Raw genomic sequence first — 17,424 nt, forward strand, 5'->3', positions numbered from 1 at the left:
TCTGGACTATCCTGGAACTACACACAGCGCGGGTTTACGCTCGATCGCAAGGATCGGCACATCGCGACCGTTCTGGCCGGGATCAAGCGCAAGCATGCGCGCCCGGCGGTCCAGAAAGAAGCAATCCTGCCAGAGGACATCCTTTCGATGGTGGCCACCCTTCCTCATGATCTCCGCGGGCTCCGGGACAGGGCGATCCTGCTCATCGGATATGCCGGCGGTCTGCGTCGGTCAGAGATCGTCAGCCTCGACGCGCACAAGGACGACACACCGGATTCTGGCGGCTGGATTGAGGTATTGGATGGGGGGGCCCTATTGACGCTCAATGCCAAGACCGGATGGCGCGAGGTCGAGATCGGGCGCGGATCCAGCGACCAGACCTGCCCGGTGCGCGCGCTGGAGCAATGGCTGCACTTCGCGAAGATCAATTTCGAGCCGGTCTTTGTGCGCACCTCTCGGGATGGCAAACGGGCATTGGAAAACAGGCTTTCCGACAAACACGTCGCACGGCTGATCAAGACAACCGTCCTCAAGAGCAATGTCCGTTCGGATCTGCCGAAAGCCAAGCGGTTGGCGATGTTCTCGGGCCATTCCTTACGCGCCGGGCTCGCCTCTTCCGCGGAAGTCGATGAGCGCTATGTCCAGAAACAGCTCGGCCATACGTCGGCCGAGATGACGCGCCGGTACCAGCGCAGGCGCGACAGGTTCCGGGTCAACCTCACCAAGGCTGCTGGGCTTTGAAGCTTTCGATCCTTGCTGCCTTAGTGAAACGCTAAGGTGAAATCTGGACGCTTGGGTTCCAGCTTACCGCTTCAATTGAAATCGGGAACAAAACGCGACAGTTGGCCGACGCAACAGATCCCCCTCACTCAGTAAGTTCGGTTTGGTCAGATCTACCAGCTGTCCGAAAACTGTTTGCTCCAATGATCTTGGGTGCGTCTTCCTGGCGATCACGTCCGGCAAACGTTAGCCGAAATGCAGCGTTTTGACTTCTTGATAGTCTTCCAGCCCAAACTTGCCGCCCTCCCTCCCGTTGCCGGATTGATTGTATCCGCCAAAGGGCGACCCATAGTTTAAGGCAGCGCCATTGATATGGATGGCACCAGCACGCAGCCGGGCGGCCACACGTTCGGCGCGCTCAGCATCTCCTGTCTGCACATAGGCGGCCAACCCGTAGGGCGTGGTATTGGCGATATTGATTGCATGATCTTCATCGTCAAACGGGATGATCACCAACACCGGGCCAAAGATTTCCTCTTGTGCAACGCGCATATCGTTGCGCACATCGGCAAAGATCGTGGGTTTCACATACCAGCCGGTCGCGAAGCCTTCAGGTTTGCCCAACCCGCCCGTCAAAAGCCGCGCACCTTCTTCCAACCCGATGCCGATCATTGCCTGAACCCGGTCATATTGCATCTTGTCGAACATCGGACCCAGATGATCGCCTTCAACTGCCGGGTCGCCAACGGTGATACTCTCTGCAGTCGTTTGGGCAATCTGGAGTGCCTCGTCATAGACAGTGCGCTCCACCAGCAGTCGGGTTGGCGCGTCACAGGACTGGCCGGTGTTGAACATACATTCAAGCACCGAGGCGGAAACGCGCGCCTTCAGATCACAGTCCGCGAACACGAGGTTGGGCGATTTGCCGCCCAATTCCAGCGTCACGCGTTTGACGGTATCAGCGGCGTTTTTTGTGATTGCGATACCTGCGCGGGCAGAACCGGTGAAGGACATCATCTGGATATCCACGTGGCCTGACATGGCGTTGCCCGCAACGGGCCCGTCGCCGTGGATCAGGTTGAAAACCCCGGCGGGGTACCCGGCTTCGTGGATGATCTCGGCGTAGATCATCGCGGAAAGCGGCGTGTGCTCTGACGGTTTCAACACGCAGGTGCACCCCGTGGCCAGCGCCGGGATCACCTTGAGCGCGATCTGATTGATCGGCCAGTTCCACGGTGTAATCAGCCCACATACTCCGATAGGTTCACGCATGAGGATATCACCATTTCCCAAATCCTCGCGATCTTCCTGAGCCTTCAGCGCGGCAATGAAACCTTCCAGATGGCCGATGCCCGACGCGGCCTGTGCCTCACGCGCCATTGTTATCGGCGCGCCCATTTCCTGAGACATCGCCCGCGCCAAGTCTTTGACCCGCCGCCGGGTTTGCACAAGCAGGCGTTCAAGCAGGTCCAGCCGTTCCTGTTTGCCGGTCTGCGAATACCCTTCGAATGCCGCCCGCGCCGCCGCGACGGCGCGGTCAACATCGGTCGTGCTGGCAAGTATGATCTCGCCTATCCGACCTTCTGTCGCAGGATTGAGCACCGGGAATGTCCAGTTCGACTCTGGCTGCACCCATGCGCCGCCGATGTAGAATTTCGTCAGATTTTCCATGTGCCCTCTCACTGGCGGCGCTTTACGTGTGGGGTTGGTTGGACCCGACCTTGCCTATTCCGCCGCCATCGCGCGGCCCAACCCGCGGTGGAGGACGACTTCATAGCCAGGCTCTTCGGGTTCATCATCCGTCATCTCGGCCGGAAAGCCGGGCGCGAGGATCGACAGCCCCGTGGCGTCCTCAAGACGGCGAATGATGTTTGGCGACAACTCCCTGTCCCCGTAGCGGGCAATGCCATCGTCGAAGATCCGGCAGATCAGCGGCGACACCTCAAGCGGCACCTGATGGCGCGCGGCAATGCTCTGGAACAGGCCCACATCCTTTTTCACCAGATCCATGGTGAACGAAATGTCGCGCGACCCGTTGAGGATGACCTGGCTTTCGGTCTCATGGGAAAAGCTGTTGCCCGAGGAAATACGGATCGCCTCGAATGCCGTGTTCAAATCCATGCCAGCGGCCTTTGCCGTCACTAACGCCTCGGCATTTGCGACCAGATGAACGGTTGCCAAATAATTGGTCAGCACCTTCAGGACCGATGCACTGCCCAATTCCCCAGTGTGCAGAATCCGTCGCCCCATGACAGTCAACAGCGGCAGCACCCTGTCGAACGTCGCCCGGTCACAACCGGCGAAGATCGAGATATTGCCGGTATCCGCGCGATGGCACCCGCCCGAAACCGGGCAATCGACCGCAGCCCCGCCGCGCACAATAACCTCGTGACCAAGCCGTTGAACCTCGGCCTGATCCGTGGTCGACATTTCCAGCCAGACCTTGCCCGTCTCAACGAAAGGCAGCATTTCCTGCACAACTGCATTACAGGCCGCAGGCGAAGGAAGGCAGGTGATGACCACCTCACAATACCGCATCAACGCGGCTGCCGACTCGGCTTCCTTTGCGCCTTTTGCCACGGCCCTGTCCATCAGGTCTCGGTTCAGATCATATACCGTCAGGTCAATGCCGTTGCGCAGCAGACTACCTGACAGCTTGCCGCCGACATTACCAAGACCAACAAATCCGACTTTCATCATTTCATCTCCACCTGAGTGTCGTGCGACATGCACGGTTTGTCCTGATTGGCCGAAAACCGGTACTCGATTTCAGCAAATGAATCTTCTCCGAACCCGTACACAAACGCGAGCCCGTCGGCCCCTGCAACAACGCCGTGTTCAATGTCCGAAGGGATATACACGCAGGCACCGGGTTCGATCATGCGCTCAACCCCATCCATCGTCACAACACCGGACCCGGCGATGCAGTAGTAAAACTCCGGCGGCGTATGCCGGTGGGCATGCAGGACGCCATGGGCCGGGAACTTGGCCACGCCGACAACCAGACCTTTGGAGTTGGCCCGGGTTGAACAGATCAGCGTTTGCCATGTGACGTCGCCGAAGGTCGGATCAAAACCACCTTCGATCGGCTGATCATCCAGCAAGGCGACAAAGCCAGCCGCCACATTGGCAGGCAAGGGCTCAAAGAAAGGGACAGTTTCAGGCACGGGTTCATAGTTCAACGCTGGCATCCTGTGGGTTCCTAGCCAATTTCAAGGTGAAGAGACTGCTGCCGTTATCATTCACTTGACCAAAAACAGAAAATGATAAAAAGCTGCCGTTATCACAAAAATGTTTTGGTGCTAGATGTCATCCAATCCCATCAACCTGAGTTGGCTTCGCAGCTTTGAAACCGCCGCGCGGTATCTGAATTTCACCGAAGCAAGCGTTGAACTTGGCCTCACCCAGGCGGCGGTTAGCCTGCATATTCGGTCATTGGAACAGCAGTTGAAGACCAAGCTGTTTCACCGCCGCGCCCGCCACCTGTCACTGACAGAGCTGGGGCAGGCCTATGTGACCACTGTCCGCCAATCCCTGTCTGATATCGATTTGGTCTCGGCCAGTCTGTTCGGACCGACAGCCGCGCGGACCATCACCATCAAGGCACCGATCTCGACTGCGGTTCTATGGCTTGCGCCCAGGCTGCCCCTGTTCCGACTGGACTTTCCGGGGATCGACCTGCGTCTGCTGACAAACATCTGGACCGAGGCGACCGATTTGGAAGGGGTCGATGTTGAACTGCGCCTTGGGCGGGGCAACTGGACCGATGCGCAATCCGAAAAGCTGGCAGACGAAATGATCGTTCCTGTCCGCTCCTCGGACACGACGCGTGGCATCGCCGATGTCGAGGACCTGATGCAGGGGCCGCTGGTACACATCCTGGGGCAAGAGGGAAATTGGGAACGGATATTCAACGCAAACGACTGCACAATGCCCGCGGATGTTCCACAGTATTTCATGGACACTACGATTTCTGCGCTTCAGTTGGTGGTCAGCGGTGGGGGCTTTGCCGCAGTGCTGCATCGGCTTGTGACGTCACCGCGCGGCATTTCGCTGGGGATCGTCCCGGCAGGACCGCCGGTTCCATTTCCTGACGCACACTACCTGATGCGACGCGCGACAAAACGCACCGCCCGCCCCGAAGTACAGCTTTTTGAACATTGGCTACGGGAGCAGTTCGAGGCTGATCCGCCAGCCCAGAAATTGCGTCCCCTCGGGACACCTCAGGCTATATGACCTTACCTTGCACAGCGCCACATCCGGAACCGTGCCTGCCCCGTCACTTCGTGGATCAAACCGCTTGCCTCCATCCACGCCAGATTGCGCTGAACGGCGGCGCGACTGGCTCCGGTAACGGCTTCAGCCATTGGGGCGGAGACCAAGGGCCATTCCGTGAAAGCCTTTCGCAAGGCGACCGGCGTGCGGCCAGACAAATGCGCCATGACGGTCTCTGCCCGCCACGTCCACGCTTCAATATCGTCAAGTGTTCGCATCGCCGTTAGAATCGCGCTGTCCATGCCATCCAACCAGCGGGCCAAGCGTTCGGGTGGCAAGCCCGAAACACGTAGCCCCCCTGCCCCGCCCATGGCAAGCGGTGCGAAGATGGCGCCGCTTCCGTCGCTGGCAGCGATCCTGGACGCGGTGACGGCGGCTTCGATCTGGTCTCCGTGCCCTTCGAGGCCCGCCAGATTCCAAAGATGAAAGCCCCTGCAAGCCCGGGTGATTGGGTGTAGGTCGGCTGCGGCGGTCATTACGTCCAGCCATCCACCCGCGCGATCCTCGAAACGGTCAACGCTGTCTTCAATGTTCTCGGGATCGCGGCGATCCAGGAAAGCGGCTAAGTCGACATTCGGTCCGGGGCCTCCCGTCAAGCGCCGAACAGCCCATCCAACTCTTGCCAGGGCATTTGGATCATCCTGTGCGCCTGACAACCGCATCGATATCCATGGCGCCAGACGATCAGAACTCACCCGATCCCCTGCGAACCAGCTAAGGTCCACTGCCTCGATAAGAGCGAGCCGATGCCGCCAGCCTTCCGGGCCACGCAGTAACCGGTCATCCAGAGCTCCCAGGCGTCCAGCCACTCTTGCCAGTCGCGCAGCGTGAACTCCCTCTGCCTTTGCCCAGTCATCGACGACAGCGGTGTCGGGCGGTTCCGCCCTTGGCCCGGGAGGCAAATCATCCGGTTCTTCCTCGAGTGGCCCAGGCAGAAACCAGAGATCGTCTTCGTGAGCCTCTTACTCCCCCTCGATTGTGATGAGAGGGTCCTCAAAATCATCGGTGAAAGTAGATGTTTGAGATTTCATATGTGCAAAATACAGATTTTTTTGCGCACTACCCAAGCGCTTTTGTGATCGTTGCTTGTGCCCTTTATGTCGTACGTGCGCGCGACTGCCGGTGGAACTTCTCAGACCGCGCTCAGCGCAAGGATAACAAGGGTTTTTGGACGAGCACGACGAGAGAGCAACTACTTGCATTCGTTTTCAAACGATCGTTTAGTAGCGATACCTTAAATTGCAAACGGCCCGTTTTCATGCCCCTGATAGGCTATGCCCGCGTTTCCACAGAGGATCAGACCCCCCTGCCCCAGTCTGAGGCCCTTCAGACTGCGGGATGCGCCGAGATCTTTGAAGAGCACGCCTCAGGCGGCAATCGCGCGCGGCCGGTGCTTGCACGTGTGCTGGAGCGGATTGGAAAGGGCGACACGCTGGTCATCGTTCGGATCGACCGGCTGGCGCGGTCTTTGTCGCACTTGCTTGAGGTGATCGAAAGACTGGAGGGCAAGGGGGCGTTCTTCCGCTCGCTCCAGGACCCGATCGACACGGCATCGCCACAAGGCAAGTTCACGCTGCAGGTTCTGGGCGCCGCGGCCGAGTTTGAACGCGCGCTGATCCGCGAGCGCACAAAGGCGGGTCTTGCCTCTGCGCGCGCCAAAGGGCGCGTTGGTGGCAATCCTGGGCTACGCGCCAAGGATCCCGCTGCGCTGCGCAAGGTGCGGCTGGCGCGACAGGACGGCTACATGGAGCGCCTGAACGAGACAGCGCAGGACTGGGTGCCCCAAGTGCGCCGCCTGCGCCCCGACATGGCCTGGGAAGACGTGCTTCGGATCATCAATGGCCCCCTGCCCCACGACCGGCACTGGACCCAAAGCCGCCTACTCCGTGCTGTGAAAGCCTATGTCCGCGACGGCTTTCTACCAGATGCAGTGCTTGGCCGCGCCGGACGCCGCGAAACCGATGACCGCCTGCCGGCCATCGTCGCAGCGATCAAAGGCGCGGACCCCGAAATCACGCTGCAGGCGATCTGCGACCGGCTGGAATCGATGCGCGAACGGACCCCTCGAGGTCGTGCCAGCTGGCAGCCGTCTTCGGTCAAAATGTTGCTCGAACGAGCTGAGAGGCTTGGCCTAATTTCATCAGAATCGGCTCACTCCCAACTGTAACTAGCAGAGGCTCAAACGGCTGAATCTATCGCTCCAAACACCGTCAGAAGGTCAATTGTGCCATTGGTTGCATGGGTTTAGCCAATACCGTCCAAACAAACCTCATGAGTGACTTGAAGCACGGTCTTATGGACTTATTGCCATAAAATCAACAACTTGCGGTTATCTTGATGTGACTGTACGTATTGGTGCTGTGGATAACTTTCACACTACATCTAGATTCTTCTTGCCGGACTCACTTGATCGTGGCATTCCCGTTCTGACGGCAAAACGCGTCAGACGCGCTGTACACCGTCAGAATGACCAAGAGCCTCAACAGAGGCCGAGAGTGGGCGACAGGACATGGATGATCGTAACGTTGGATACGCGCAAGGCATAGGCTCTTCCGACATTGGAGCATTTGCCGACAATCTGGCTGAATCTTTGGATCGCCAGATGAAGATCGCTTTCGAGCCCGAAGAACGAAAGTCCCTGCGCCGTTTCAGTTCTACCGAAGTTGCCAGCCTTTTGCGCGTTAGCACATCTAACCTGCGCAACCGGCACAAGGACGGCAGCTTCCCGGAAGTTCATACAGACAACCGCGGACACCGGTTCTACACAGCCCAAGAGATCGATAAGCTGCGCGACATTCTGGGGCGCACCGGAAAGAACGCAGAAAGCTACCGCCCTGGTCGACGTGATGGCGATCGTCTCCAGGTGATATCTGTCGTCAACTTCAAAGGCGGATCGTCAAAAACAACAGCAACGATCCATCTTGCACAACGGTATGCTTTGCGAGGTTACCGAGTGTTGGTCTTGGATCTCGATCCGCAGGCAAGTTTGACCACTTTTTTCGGTTTTCGGCCTGAGCTCGAGTTCGCTGAAGGCGGCACAATCTATGATGCTCTGAGATATGAGGAGCAAGTTCCACTCTCCGACGTCATCCAAAAGACCTACTTCCATAAGCTCGATATGGTTCCGGCGGGCCTAATGCTCTCGGAATACGAAACTGAGACGGCAAACGCCCTCGCCCGTCGGGTGCAGCCCATTTTTGCGGAGCGCCTCGCCTTAGCGCTTGAGGAAGTTGAGGCGAGTTACGACATCGTTCTGATCGACTGCCCGCCTCAACTTGGCTTTCTGACCCTAACGGCGTTGGCAGCCTCGACGGGACTCCTGGTAACGGTCGTACCAGGGATGCTCGACATTGCTTCGATGAGCCAGTTCCTGAAACTTGCTTCGGAAACGGTGAAGGCTGTCGAAGAAGCCATTGGCCGGCGCGTTACATGGGACTTCGTAAAGTTCTTGATCACGAGATACGAGCCGTCGGACGGGCCTCAGACCCAGATGGCAGGCTACCTGAGATCGATCTTAGCCGGACAGGTCATGACTGAGCCAATGCTGAAGTCTACAGCAATCTCGGACGCTGGTATGACCCAGCAAACCGTCTACGAAGTTGATCCAAGCCAGTTCATCAGGAAAACGATTGATCGCGCTCTGACCAGCGTGAACGGCGTTGGCGATGAGTTGGAACAAACCATCCAAATGGCATGGGGGCGTCGCTGATGGCCCGAAATATCTTCAATCAGCCTCCAAAGGACGAGAAGGAGAGCGCGGCCCCCTCCCCTACCCCGCCAAAAGCGGCAAAACTGCCAGGATCTGTTGGCGGATTGCGCGACTCTTTGCGCGAGATTACCGCGAATTCCATTCGGGACATCGAGCCCGATCAGATTGACATGGATGGTCTGCGCGATCGGTTGGTGCTGGAGGATTCCAGTATTGATGAGTTGGCCGAAAGCATTCGCAAGCATGGGCAACAAGTGCCAATTATGGTCCGTCCATCGGCCCAACCGGACAGATACCGTATCATCTACGGCCGACGCAGACTTGCAGCGATCCGCATGGTCGGCGGAACGGTCAAGGCGATCGTACGAACCTTGGATGACGACGCATCTCTGATCGCACAGGGCCAAGAGAACAACCTCCGACTAGACCCGTCTTTCATCGAGAAATCTCTTTTTATCAAAGAGATGCAGGAATCAGGTTACAAGCCAAACGTTATTCAGGATGCTCTAGGCTTGACACGGCAGGGCGTATCCAACCATCGCGTCGTCATAGAGCAACTGCCAGAAGGGCTCGTACAGCTGATCGGGCCGGCACATGGCATCGGACGACGGCAATGGGGTGACCTGGCCGCGTTCTCGAAAAAGATAAATCTGGTGAACACGGCCAAAGAGGCGATTGCCGCCCTGCCCGACGACACTCCAAGCGCGGAAAAGTTTCAGGCAGTCTACTCGGCTTGCTCGAACAAGGCGCGTAGCGACAAGAAGCAAACCAACCGCAGCCAAACGTCCGTCGTCAAAGATGGGGACGGTAGCTCTGTGGGAACGCTGACAGTCGATCAGAAAACGATCGCCATCAAGATCGCCAAGAAGGACAACCCAGAATTCGGCCGATGGCTCGAAGAGCGCGCGGAGGCAACGCTTTTGCAGCTCTTCGAACAGTGGCGGAATGAGAGCGGCTCTGGGTCCTAACCCAAGCCACACAGAGTAACGCGAGCAGAGGAGAAAAGCGAAGACCAGAAAGAAAAGAGCCCCCCAAAGTTTCCCCTGGAGAGCCCTCATCATTCGATTAGCACTCATGATGTAGCAATCTCCAGCAAACCGGTCAAGAGTCACCGATTCGGTGGACGGATTTTTATTGCCTTTTCCTGAGCAAAATCTTGGGAAGAGACTGGGAAGTTGTGGGCCAAACGGTCGTCGTGAACAAACCATGGCATTTACAAAACTATCGATCGGAACCGCTGGTGCTGATGCATCACGCGGTCCAATTACTGCGGCTGAAACCGACATTTGGACCATCTTCAGGGCACTGAGAGATGCACGCAGCGTGTTCGGTCTACGTCCTGGCCATATCCAAACACTTCAAGCAATGCTCAGTTTCTTGAAACCAGGCCATGGCGAAACGGTTTTCGCGTCCAACAACTCGATTTGCCAGCGCGTCGGCGGTATCGACGAACGGACCCTCCGCAGACACATCAACCGTTTCGTTGAACTCGGTTTCATCAAGCGCAATGACAGTTCGAACCGAAAGCGCTACCGCGTTCGCTCATCCGGCGGTCAATGCATCAGCTATGGACTGTCTCTAGCCCCCCTCCTCCAACGCGCGAACGAGCTTGTCGCCATCGCACATGAGATGGCAAATAACCGGCGGGATCGGATATTTGCCCGCAAACAGATCCTTACAAAGCTCGCCCATTTGGAAGAGCATGATCCCAGCAGCACATTCATCAACCACGCACGGAAAGCTCTACGCAGGAAGCTGAGCCTCCCTGAATACCACGCGCTGCTCGCAGACACAGACAGAGAATGCCAGAGTTTGCACACCCCAGATGACCCACCAGAAACTGTGGAATTGCCCGCCAATGACGGACAAACTGTCCGGCACCTATCTAAGTCTGAAGAAGAAAAAAAAGACTTAGATAGCAACATAGGCAATGAAGCTCTGAAACCAGACTTGCTAACCTCAGTTTGCGATCAAGCGACATCGTTCTCCACAGAGAGACTTAGAAACTGGTTGGACATTGAAAACCATGCTCGAACACTTGCACCCATGATGGGGATTCACCCAGATACATTCGAGAAAGCCAAGAATGCAGTAGGAGCTCAGAAAGCGTCATGCGCGATCTTCATCATGCTACAACTTGGAAAACGCATCAGGGACTTTGGAGCGTATTTTCACAGTATTACCTTGGGTCAACGTCAAGACCAGTTTGATCCAGTGGCTTTGATCAAGCGTCTATCCAAAACTGCTATGCAAACCGCCTAGTGTCCACCGCGGTGGACGTCTGACTGGCAACTAGTCCAATGACGCGCGGTCTCTCCACACGCATCAAAACCACCGAACCAAATTCCAATAGGGCAATACTGCGCGGTCATTCCGTGTTCCTCCGACCGGCCGATGTCCACCGCGGTGGACAGTTCTGGCACCAAGTCTCACAACTCACATGCGTGACAGCCGCTCTTCGTCATCCACCACTTCCAAAGAACCATTATTGTCAGTCCAGGCCCACAGGACGATGTTGAAGTCCGATGACGACGCACCCTTCGCAAAACTCTTGATCAGGAGCCCTGCAAACCCATCCGCATTGAGGGCGCGTGTTAGGTCCTGTGTCGGCACAGGTTGGCCATCGAGCATCTTCATGCGCCATGCAGGGTCGGCAAGCATCGCCTCGGTCGCGCCATACCGGTCAAGTCCGTCCTGATCGCGGGTATCGAAAATAGGCCCAAGGTCGGCCGTATAGGACACCAGGATCGTGGGTTGCAGGCTGCCGACCTGGTTGGCTTCTCGAAGTGCGGTCGTGGGATCCAGCGAGGTGTAGAGGGCAGGGGTGCCCCTTGCGTTGAAGCGCCCTCCATAGAGTTCAGCGCCTCGTCCGGAAAGAGGCGCGCGGGCATAGACCGGGTTCAAGGCGCGATAGAGTGGCCCTGTGTAGCGTCCATCTTTCAGCGGCATCAGGCAAAGACGCCCGCATCGACCGCATCGATGTATTCGAGAACTTGCTGAGCTTTGCCTTCCTGCACCAGCTGCATGGCTGTCCGGCCATCAAAGCCGGGCAGGGGCTCTGACCGGTACCATGCATAGGCCATCAGTTCCGAGCCGAAGCGGGGCTCGACTTTGTTCAGTACCTCTACCAATTCGCGCAGGCGGCGCTGCGTCTTGTCCGAACCGATGCGGGTTCGCCTCTGCAACGCGTCTTTGCCCAAACCGACTGTCAATGCGATCTCTTCTGCTGACGTGCGTAGCACCGCGGCGATCTTGCGCGGTTCGAATTGCCCAGCTTCAGCAAAGTTCGTGATGTGCATGATCTATGCTCCTACAGTGATACTGACGGTATATAGCGACAATATTGCTGAATTTCAAGCTGTCAGGAGGTGCTGTGCCTTCGTTTCCCATGCTAATCCGTAACGCTGCATTGCTCTGAACGCCGGAAATCCTGATTTTTGGGCCTGAAAAGTCGCAGTAGGCGCGTTTGTTGCCGATCGAGAACATCACATAAGTCATTGATAATATGCCAAAGACTGCTGCAGTCGGGCTGGGATTGCCGATATACCTTGCCGATCTTGGACCCCAACCGGCACTTCCTGCATGAAGTCCTTGGGAACCGCGGTGGTATCGGACCCTTGTCAGTTTCCGCGGTCCAGTTGGCGGTTGGAAAGTGAAAGTGTTCTTCGGGTTTTGTGACTGACGGATGAGCGCCTTTGGGGTCCCTCAGATGGGTCCGGGCCGGGTTTCGGTCTGCCGTTCCGGATGAAGGGCATTCCCATGCAAACAGGTGTCTTGCGCGTGTTGCGCGCCACCGCTGCCTCTTGGTGGCGGCATAGAGAACTGCGCCGAACCGGCGAGATGGAGCAGGCACGGCGGCTCGAACGCGAGACCGTCCTGCGTGATCTCGGCTATCTGAAGCAGGCGGCGTCATTGCCAAACGCGCATGTGATCTGCGGGGAGGGTGGGACGTTCATCCATCTCGGTTGGACCACCATGTCGAGTTTCGCGCCGATCGAGCGCTTTCCGTGGCCGCTCTTGCGGTCGCACGAGGGACGCCGTTCATCGATATTCGACCTGTCACCGATGTTATCGCCTTCACGAGCCTGCAGCGCGTGGCTCGAGGCGGACCGGTCGACGCTGACCATTCAGGTGCCGGCCAGTCTGTCTCGCTGACCACCTACATCGACATGGTCGAAGCCCTCGGTGCGGGGATCGCCAACGATCCGCGGCCCTGTCGGTCAATCTGATCCCCAATCTTCTCATCAACACACGAAAGGAGGCCAGCCATGGCCCGTTCCCGCACGCCCAGATTCGATGCCTCCGAGGTCATCACGAACGAAATCATCCGCATCATCGAGCGTGGTGTCCTGCCATGGCGCAAGCCCTGGACCGCAGGCGGCAGCTCTCGTCCCTTGCGCGTGGGCGGTGAGCCCTACCAAGGGGTCAACAACTTCCTGCTGACCATGCGCACCGTGATGGCGGGCCACAGCTCGCCCTTCTGGATGACGCTGCCGCAGGCCCATGCCTTGGACGCGAAGGTGCGCAAGGGCGAGAAGTCCTCTGTCGTCGTTTATTACGGTCAAAGCCGGAAAGACGCGGGCGGCGAGGACGACCGCAGCGACGGCGATGATCACTCCGAGGAGGCCCGCCTCTTCCGCTTTCAGAAATCCTACCGCGTGTTCAATGCCTGCCAGATCGAGGGCTTGCCCGAGAGCTTCTTCCCCGATCCGGAGCCAGTACCCGAGCATCCGCCGTCCGAACCCATCCCGTACATGCAGGCGTTTTTTGAGGCTATCGACATAACGACGGTCTTCACGGGCACGGAAGCGTACTATTTGCCGCCCGTGGACAAGGTCTACATGCCGTCGATCACCCGGTTCCACGATCCGCGCAATTTCTACGGGGTCTGGGCGCATGAGCTGGCCCATGCCACGAAAGCCCCCCATCGACTGAACCGCGATTTCGGGTTCTCGAAGTTTGGCAACACCTCCTACGCGCGCGAGGAGATCGTCGCGGAACTGACCTCGGTGTTCCTGGGTCAGACGCTCGGCTTCACGGCCCATACGCTCGAGATGAATGCCGCATACCTGCACAACTGGTTGCGAGTCCTTCGCTCCGACAAGGGCGCGATCTTTCGGCACGCCGCGGATGCGCAGCGTGCCTGCGATTACCTGATCGCCAGATCGGAGGCGGGCAGGGCAGGGGAAAACGCCGAGGCCGCTTGAGGGGGGTGAGTGGGCAAAAGGGAAAGAAGGCTTCGGGAAGGTGTTTCAACATCTCAAAGGAGATCCCCATGACCATCACAGCCCCAGACAGAATGCCCGGATCCGAGTGTGATCGCCGCGCAGAACGACGCGTTCCGCAAGCTCGCGTGCCTCGGGGTGCCGCCCGCGCAGCCCATCCAGGGCCGGATGCATGTCACCCGCTCGCTTATGGAGGCCGGCGACGGCTTTATGGCCGAGGCGGTGAAGGCAACTGGCGAGTTTGCCACGTTCGAGCAGGAGAATGATCCCGAAGGATGGCATGATTTCGGGGCGGTCGAGATCCGGGGCGAGACCGTGTTCTGGAAGATCGATTGCATGAGGAATTTACATTTTCAAGCCCTTTTCTTTCTATGCAACGCTGGTTTGGCTCTTCGATTATGCTCACACCAGTGGCATCGACTTGCATACCGTGGGCGTGCTGCCCGAACCAAATTTCCGTTCACGTTCCCGGAATGGAGCCGCCTTGGTTGGGACCAAACTTCTACAGGGTTTGTGAAGACCATCAATCTTCTCGGTCACTCAACCATCCGGCGTTGCGCGTTATTCTGAAGTTTCAGCGTCCCATTTTACACCTCCGCCTTTAGAACCGCGCCAGACGGGACAAGTCCCGTTTCCACGTATCGCCACAAGGCTACGATTAGCTTGCGGGCAAGAGCCACGATGGCGACTTTCTTTCTCACTCCCGGGCGTTCAGCGGTGTATTTCCGAAACCAGCGCGCAAGGGCGCTTTGTGGTTGGTACCGCAGCCAGCACCAGGCCAGTTCGATGCCGAGGGTTTGCGCCGGTCGGTTTCCGGCCTTGCTGATCCCCTGGCTTCGCTCGACGTCGCCACTGGAATAAGGGCTGGGTGTCAGACCCAGATAAGACGACAGGTGTCGCCTGTTCTTGAACTCCCGGCCGAACACTTCAGCCGACAAGAGCATCGCACTGTGTCGTCCAACACCGCGAAGCCCTTCAAGCAGAACGGCCTTTTCGTGTTCGGGAAACTGTTCAGATTCAGTCGCAAGGGCTTCGTCGCGTTCCTCTGCCAGAGCCTTGATCATGTGGTTCGCCAACTCCAGGCGTTCGAAGGAACGGACGATCTCGCGCATCAGCTGAGGTGGGAAAGGGCGGCCATCAGCAGTCTCGAGGCCTTCCAGTCTCCTGCGCCATGTCACCATCGCCGGATTGATGTGCCGAACGCCTTGAAGGGCGAGCAGGGCACGAATGCGATTGATGTGGCCAGTGCGCTCGCTCATCAACCGTTTGCGTTCTCTGTGGAAGCGCTTGGCATCTTCTTCGGCAATAGTAGGAACACGCATCGTGCGGAATGCCTTTCGATCACCGGAGCAATAGTTCTTCAGCAGAACGACCATGCCTTCGGCGTCGACGCGATCCGTTTTGACCCGCCGCGCTTTGCGGTTCACGAGGAAGCTGGTGGGATCCACAACCAAGGTCTCAATCCCTTCGTTCGACAGCAATCTTTGAAGCCAGAAACCGTCGTATCCAGTCTCAAAGCAAACAATAGGGCGCTGATCCGTCCCGCAAAGCTCCGTTGCCTCCGCAACAGTCGTTCGAACCAGATCGATCAATCCCGCCGTGTCAAACCCGTCCAAACGCACGGACTTGATCTTGGCCAAATGCGGCGCATCAAGCGCAACCAGCCATTTCGATTTGCTCAGATCAATGGCGACAAAGCAGGTCGCCGCAATAGATGGCGTCATCATCTTGGAAATCTCCTCTCTTTTGATTGTGCGCCAAACCTATCCGCTAAGCGCGACCTCCTGCATGGAAACTTCTATGAGGCAGATTCCGATTTTCGCTACGGGGCTGAGACCCCGGACAATCCCGCTACCACCATGCGTGTGCTGACAATCATGCTTGCGCGCGACTGGTAGAAGGGCAGGGGACTCCTCCCCCTGACACCCCAGGCGATGAAGGCCCACTGACCCCTCAAAGGGAGAGATGCCGTAATGGGGCTTTCGGCGAATCGAAAACGTTTCGCTTGTTTGACAGCATGGTTTGGAGTGCCGTTGCCCTTGATGCGCCTGCAGCGCGTCTACGAGGTCGTATGTTTCCATGCGCCTCAATTCCTAAGAATAGAAGGGCAACGACATGAAAGTATTTATCGGACTGGATGTGTCTCTGGCAAGCACGGCGATTTGTGTGCTGGGGCCGCAGGGGAAGATTGTTGAAGAATTGCAGGCGGAGAGCGAGCCTGAAGCTCTGGTGCGCGCGATCGTCCCCCTGCCATATTCGATCGACACGATCGGTCTCGAAGCTGGACCTCTGTCCCAATGGCTGAGCAAGGGGATGGAAGAGGCAGGGTTTGACGTGGTCATGATGGAAACGCGATTGGTAAAAGCCGCCTTGAAAGCCATGCCGATCAAAACTGACCGGCGCGATGCTCAGGGCATTGCACGTTTGCTTCAAATGGGATGGTACAGGCCCGTACACCGCAAATCTGTGTCCTCTCAGGAAATCCGCGCTCTGCTGACGGCAAGAAAATCAGTTCAACAGGCGATCATCAACATTGAGCTCTCGATGCGGGGTGTTTTGCGGAACTTTGGCCTGAAGCTCGGGCATGTCACCCGGATCCGCTACGAAGCTCGGGTGAGGGAACTGGTTGAGCAGAATGAAATCCTGTCGGCGTCGACGGAGGCTCTTTTGCGTGCACGTTCGCAGTTGCGCGCCGAGTTGGCCGAATTGGATGCGAAAATCGCGGGCCTGGCAAAATACGACGACGTTTGCCGTCTGATGATGACGATGCCGGGTGTCGGTCCGATCGTCGCCCTGACAGTCAAATCCGCGATTGATGATCCAACCCGCTTTGCGCGGTCGAAGGATGTTGGCCCTTGGGCGGGGCTGACGCCGAGGCGCACGCAATCCGGAGAGATGGACATCGTCGGGCAGATCACCCGAGCCGGCGACCGAGGCCTTCGAACAGCCTTATATCAGGCTGCGATGATCCTGATGCATCGTGGGTCACCAAACTGGCTCCAGGCCTGGGCACTCAGAGTGGCACATCGGCGTGGATCGAAACGGGCCTTGATTGCACTCGCTCGCCGCATTGGCGTCGTTCTGCACCGGATGTGGCGAGACGGCACACCGTTTCGCTATGCGCAGAGCCCCACGGCGACGGTCTGAGTAAAACAATTCCAGAACTTGGTTGGACGGAAGGAGGAACGCACTGCACCTGACGACAGGTACGACGAGGTCCCCTGCCGGGACGAGGTTCCTGGAGATGCCGGAGGCCCGCAAGTTATCGGCAAACGTTGAATACGCGGGAAAGATGGGCACCCAGGACCAGATTTGGACCAGGCATAGAGTGGCGGCTTTGAGGCTGACTACGGACGGAAGAGCGAAGCCCGGTCAGGGGGTGTCCTTCAGTCTTGACGTGCGGTTGCAGTGAAAAGAGAAAGTAAGCTTTTGAATTGGTGTCTGAAACCCGGTGAAAAAAGTTCTTTGCCGGTGTTTTGGCTTGCCCGAAACCGT

The 17,424-nt window shown here is 57.7% G+C and carries 15 protein-coding genes and 3 pseudogenes; 11 read left to right on the top strand and 7 right to left on the bottom strand.

The features are described from left to right. A partial coding sequence (locus tag VWZ81_RS19385; RefSeq protein WP_416543540.1) for a tyrosine-type recombinase/integrase occupies positions 1-741 on the top strand: 741 nt, incomplete at its 5' end. A 225-nt stretch (positions 742-966) separates the two neighbouring features. Here the strand turns inward: VWZ81_RS19385 and VWZ81_RS19390 are convergent. From VWZ81_RS19390 to VWZ81_RS19400, 3 genes are read right to left on the bottom strand one after another with little or no spacing between them, the layout of a single operon-like run. Then, on the bottom strand, positions 967-2,391 hold the full coding sequence (locus VWZ81_RS19390) for an aldehyde dehydrogenase family protein (RefSeq protein ID WP_416543541.1): 1,425 nt from the start codon (positions 2,389-2,391) through the stop codon (positions 967-969). 54 nt (positions 2,392-2,445) lie between these two features. After that, positions 2,446-3,417 carry an NAD(P)-dependent oxidoreductase gene (locus VWZ81_RS19395; RefSeq protein WP_416543556.1) on the bottom strand — a complete coding sequence of 324 codons (972 nt, stop codon included), beginning with the start codon at positions 3,415-3,417 and terminating at the stop codon, positions 2,446-2,448. After that, positions 3,417-3,902, bottom strand: coding sequence for a cupin domain-containing protein (locus VWZ81_RS19400; protein WP_416543542.1), 486 nt, complete (start codon positions 3,900-3,902; stop codon positions 3,417-3,419). The genes VWZ81_RS19395 and VWZ81_RS19400 overlap by 1 nt, the downstream gene beginning before the upstream one ends. Positions 3,903-4,026: 124 nt before the next feature. Here VWZ81_RS19400 and VWZ81_RS19405 point away from each other — a divergent pair, with 124 nt between their 5' ends. Continuing rightward, entirely contained in the window at positions 4,027-4,956 is a 930-nt protein-coding gene (locus VWZ81_RS19405; RefSeq protein ID WP_416543543.1) for a LysR family transcriptional regulator, read from the top strand. Positions 4,957-4,958: 2 nt separating this feature from the next. On the opposite strand, the gene VWZ81_RS19410 is transcribed toward VWZ81_RS19405, so the two are convergent. Next, a complete protein-coding gene (locus VWZ81_RS19410) occupies positions 4,959-5,930 on the bottom strand; it encodes a hypothetical protein (RefSeq protein WP_416543558.1) in 972 nt (323 codons plus the stop codon). A gap of 323 nt (positions 5,931-6,253) precedes the next feature. Between VWZ81_RS19410 and VWZ81_RS19415 the strand changes: the two genes are divergently transcribed. The 4 genes from VWZ81_RS19415 (at position 6,254) to repC (ending at position 10,966) form a co-directional block, all read left to right on the top strand. Then, positions 6,254-7,162: a recombinase family protein gene (locus tag VWZ81_RS19415; protein ID WP_416543560.1), complete on the top strand. Its 909-nt coding sequence runs from the start codon at positions 6,254-6,256 to the stop codon at positions 7,160-7,162. A 342-nt stretch (positions 7,163-7,504) separates the two neighbouring features. After that, positions 7,505-8,704, top strand: coding sequence for a plasmid partitioning protein RepA (gene repA, locus VWZ81_RS19420; RefSeq protein WP_416543544.1), 1,200 nt, complete (start codon positions 7,505-7,507; stop codon positions 8,702-8,704). Next, positions 8,704-9,672: a plasmid partitioning protein RepB gene (repB, locus tag VWZ81_RS19425; RefSeq protein WP_416543546.1), complete on the top strand. Its 969-nt coding sequence runs from the start codon at positions 8,704-8,706 to the stop codon at positions 9,670-9,672. The genes repA and repB overlap by 1 nt, the downstream gene beginning before the upstream one ends. 238 nt (positions 9,673-9,910) lie before the next feature. After that, positions 9,911-10,966 carry a plasmid replication protein RepC gene (repC, locus tag VWZ81_RS19430; RefSeq protein WP_416543547.1) on the top strand — a complete coding sequence of 352 codons (1,056 nt, stop codon included), beginning with the start codon at positions 9,911-9,913 and terminating at the stop codon, positions 10,964-10,966. A 174-nt stretch (positions 10,967-11,140) separates the two neighbouring features. Here the strand turns inward: repC and VWZ81_RS19435 are convergent, their stop codons facing one another. Both VWZ81_RS19435 and VWZ81_RS19440 read right to left on the bottom strand, forming a co-directional pair. Beyond that, the gene (locus tag VWZ81_RS19435; protein WP_416543548.1) at positions 11,141-11,653 is read right to left on the bottom strand and encodes an RES family NAD+ phosphorylase; all 513 of its coding nucleotides are present in this window, start codon (positions 11,651-11,653) and stop codon (positions 11,141-11,143) included. Continuing rightward, positions 11,653-12,003 carry an MbcA/ParS/Xre antitoxin family protein gene (locus VWZ81_RS19440; protein WP_005617048.1) on the bottom strand — a complete coding sequence of 117 codons (351 nt, stop codon included), beginning with the start codon at positions 12,001-12,003 and terminating at the stop codon, positions 11,653-11,655. Before VWZ81_RS19440 ends, VWZ81_RS19435 begins: the two co-directional genes overlap by 1 nt. Positions 12,004-12,448: 445 nt before the next feature. Here VWZ81_RS19440 and VWZ81_RS19445 point away from each other — a divergent pair. The 3 genes and pseudogenes from VWZ81_RS19445 to VWZ81_RS19455 all read left to right on the top strand — a co-directional run. Continuing rightward, a pseudogene (locus VWZ81_RS19445) lies at positions 12,449-12,933 on the top strand (hypothetical protein). A 39-nt stretch (positions 12,934-12,972) separates the two neighbouring features. After that, positions 12,973-13,911 (top strand): ArdC family protein, encoded by a 939-nt coding sequence (locus VWZ81_RS19450; RefSeq protein ID WP_416543550.1) that lies wholly within the window; start codon positions 12,973-12,975, stop codon positions 13,909-13,911. A 108-nt stretch (positions 13,912-14,019) separates the two neighbouring features. Continuing rightward, positions 14,020-14,262 (top strand): annotated as a pseudogene (locus VWZ81_RS19455) (DUF3768 domain-containing protein); the annotation flags it as partial. Between the two features lie 254 nt (positions 14,263-14,516). Here the strand turns inward: VWZ81_RS19455 and VWZ81_RS19460 are convergent. Further along, positions 14,517-15,656 (bottom strand): IS110 family transposase, encoded by a 1,140-nt coding sequence (locus VWZ81_RS19460; RefSeq protein WP_416543552.1) that lies wholly within the window; start codon positions 15,654-15,656, stop codon positions 14,517-14,519. 66 nt (positions 15,657-15,722) lie between these two features. Between VWZ81_RS19460 and VWZ81_RS19465 the strand changes: the two are divergent. Together VWZ81_RS19465 and VWZ81_RS19470 are read left to right on the top strand one after the other, a co-directional pair. After that, positions 15,723-15,827 (top strand): annotated as a pseudogene (locus VWZ81_RS19465) (DUF3768 domain-containing protein); the annotation flags it as partial. Positions 15,828-16,044: 217 nt separating this feature from the next. Continuing rightward, entirely contained in the window at positions 16,045-17,076 is a 1,032-nt protein-coding gene (locus VWZ81_RS19470) for an IS110 family transposase (protein ID WP_416543554.1), read from the top strand. Positions 17,077-17,424: the final 348 nt, after the last annotated feature.

The sequence above is a fragment of the Phaeobacter sp. JH20_34 genome (assembly GCF_048056095.1).
Lineage (GTDB): Bacteria > Pseudomonadota > Alphaproteobacteria > Rhodobacterales > Rhodobacteraceae > Phaeobacter > Phaeobacter bryozoorum.

Bases quoted from the DNA above. Each gene is read 5' to 3' on its own strand.
- VWZ81_RS19390 (WP_416543541.1), bottom strand. From the start codon at position 2,391: ATGGAAAATCTGACGAAATTCTACATCGGCGGCGCATGGGTGCAGCCA.
- VWZ81_RS19395 (WP_416543556.1), bottom strand. From the start codon at position 3,417: ATGAAAGTCGGATTTGTTGGTCTTGGTAATGTCGGCGGCAAGCTGTCA.
- VWZ81_RS19405 (WP_416543543.1), top strand. From the start codon at position 4,027: ATGTCATCCAATCCCATCAACCTGAGTTGGCTTCGCAGCTTTGAAACC.
- VWZ81_RS19415 (WP_416543560.1), top strand. From the start codon at position 6,254: ATGCCCCTGATAGGCTATGCCCGCGTTTCCACAGAGGATCAGACCCCC.
- repA (WP_416543544.1), top strand. From the start codon at position 7,505: ATGGATGATCGTAACGTTGGATACGCGCAAGGCATAGGCTCTTCCGAC.
- repB (WP_416543546.1), top strand. From the start codon at position 8,704: ATGGCCCGAAATATCTTCAATCAGCCTCCAAAGGACGAGAAGGAGAGC.
- repC (WP_416543547.1), top strand. From the start codon at position 9,911: ATGGCATTTACAAAACTATCGATCGGAACCGCTGGTGCTGATGCATCA.
- VWZ81_RS19435 (WP_416543548.1), bottom strand. From the start codon at position 11,653: ATGCCGCTGAAAGATGGACGCTACACAGGGCCACTCTATCGCGCCTTG.
- VWZ81_RS19440 (WP_005617048.1), bottom strand. From the start codon at position 12,003: ATGCACATCACGAACTTTGCTGAAGCTGGGCAATTCGAACCGCGCAAG.
- VWZ81_RS19450 (WP_416543550.1), top strand. From the start codon at position 12,973: ATGGCCCGTTCCCGCACGCCCAGATTCGATGCCTCCGAGGTCATCACG.
- VWZ81_RS19460 (WP_416543552.1), bottom strand. From the start codon at position 15,656: ATGATGACGCCATCTATTGCGGCGACCTGCTTTGTCGCCATTGATCTG.
- VWZ81_RS19470 (WP_416543554.1), top strand. From the start codon at position 16,045: ATGAAAGTATTTATCGGACTGGATGTGTCTCTGGCAAGCACGGCGATT.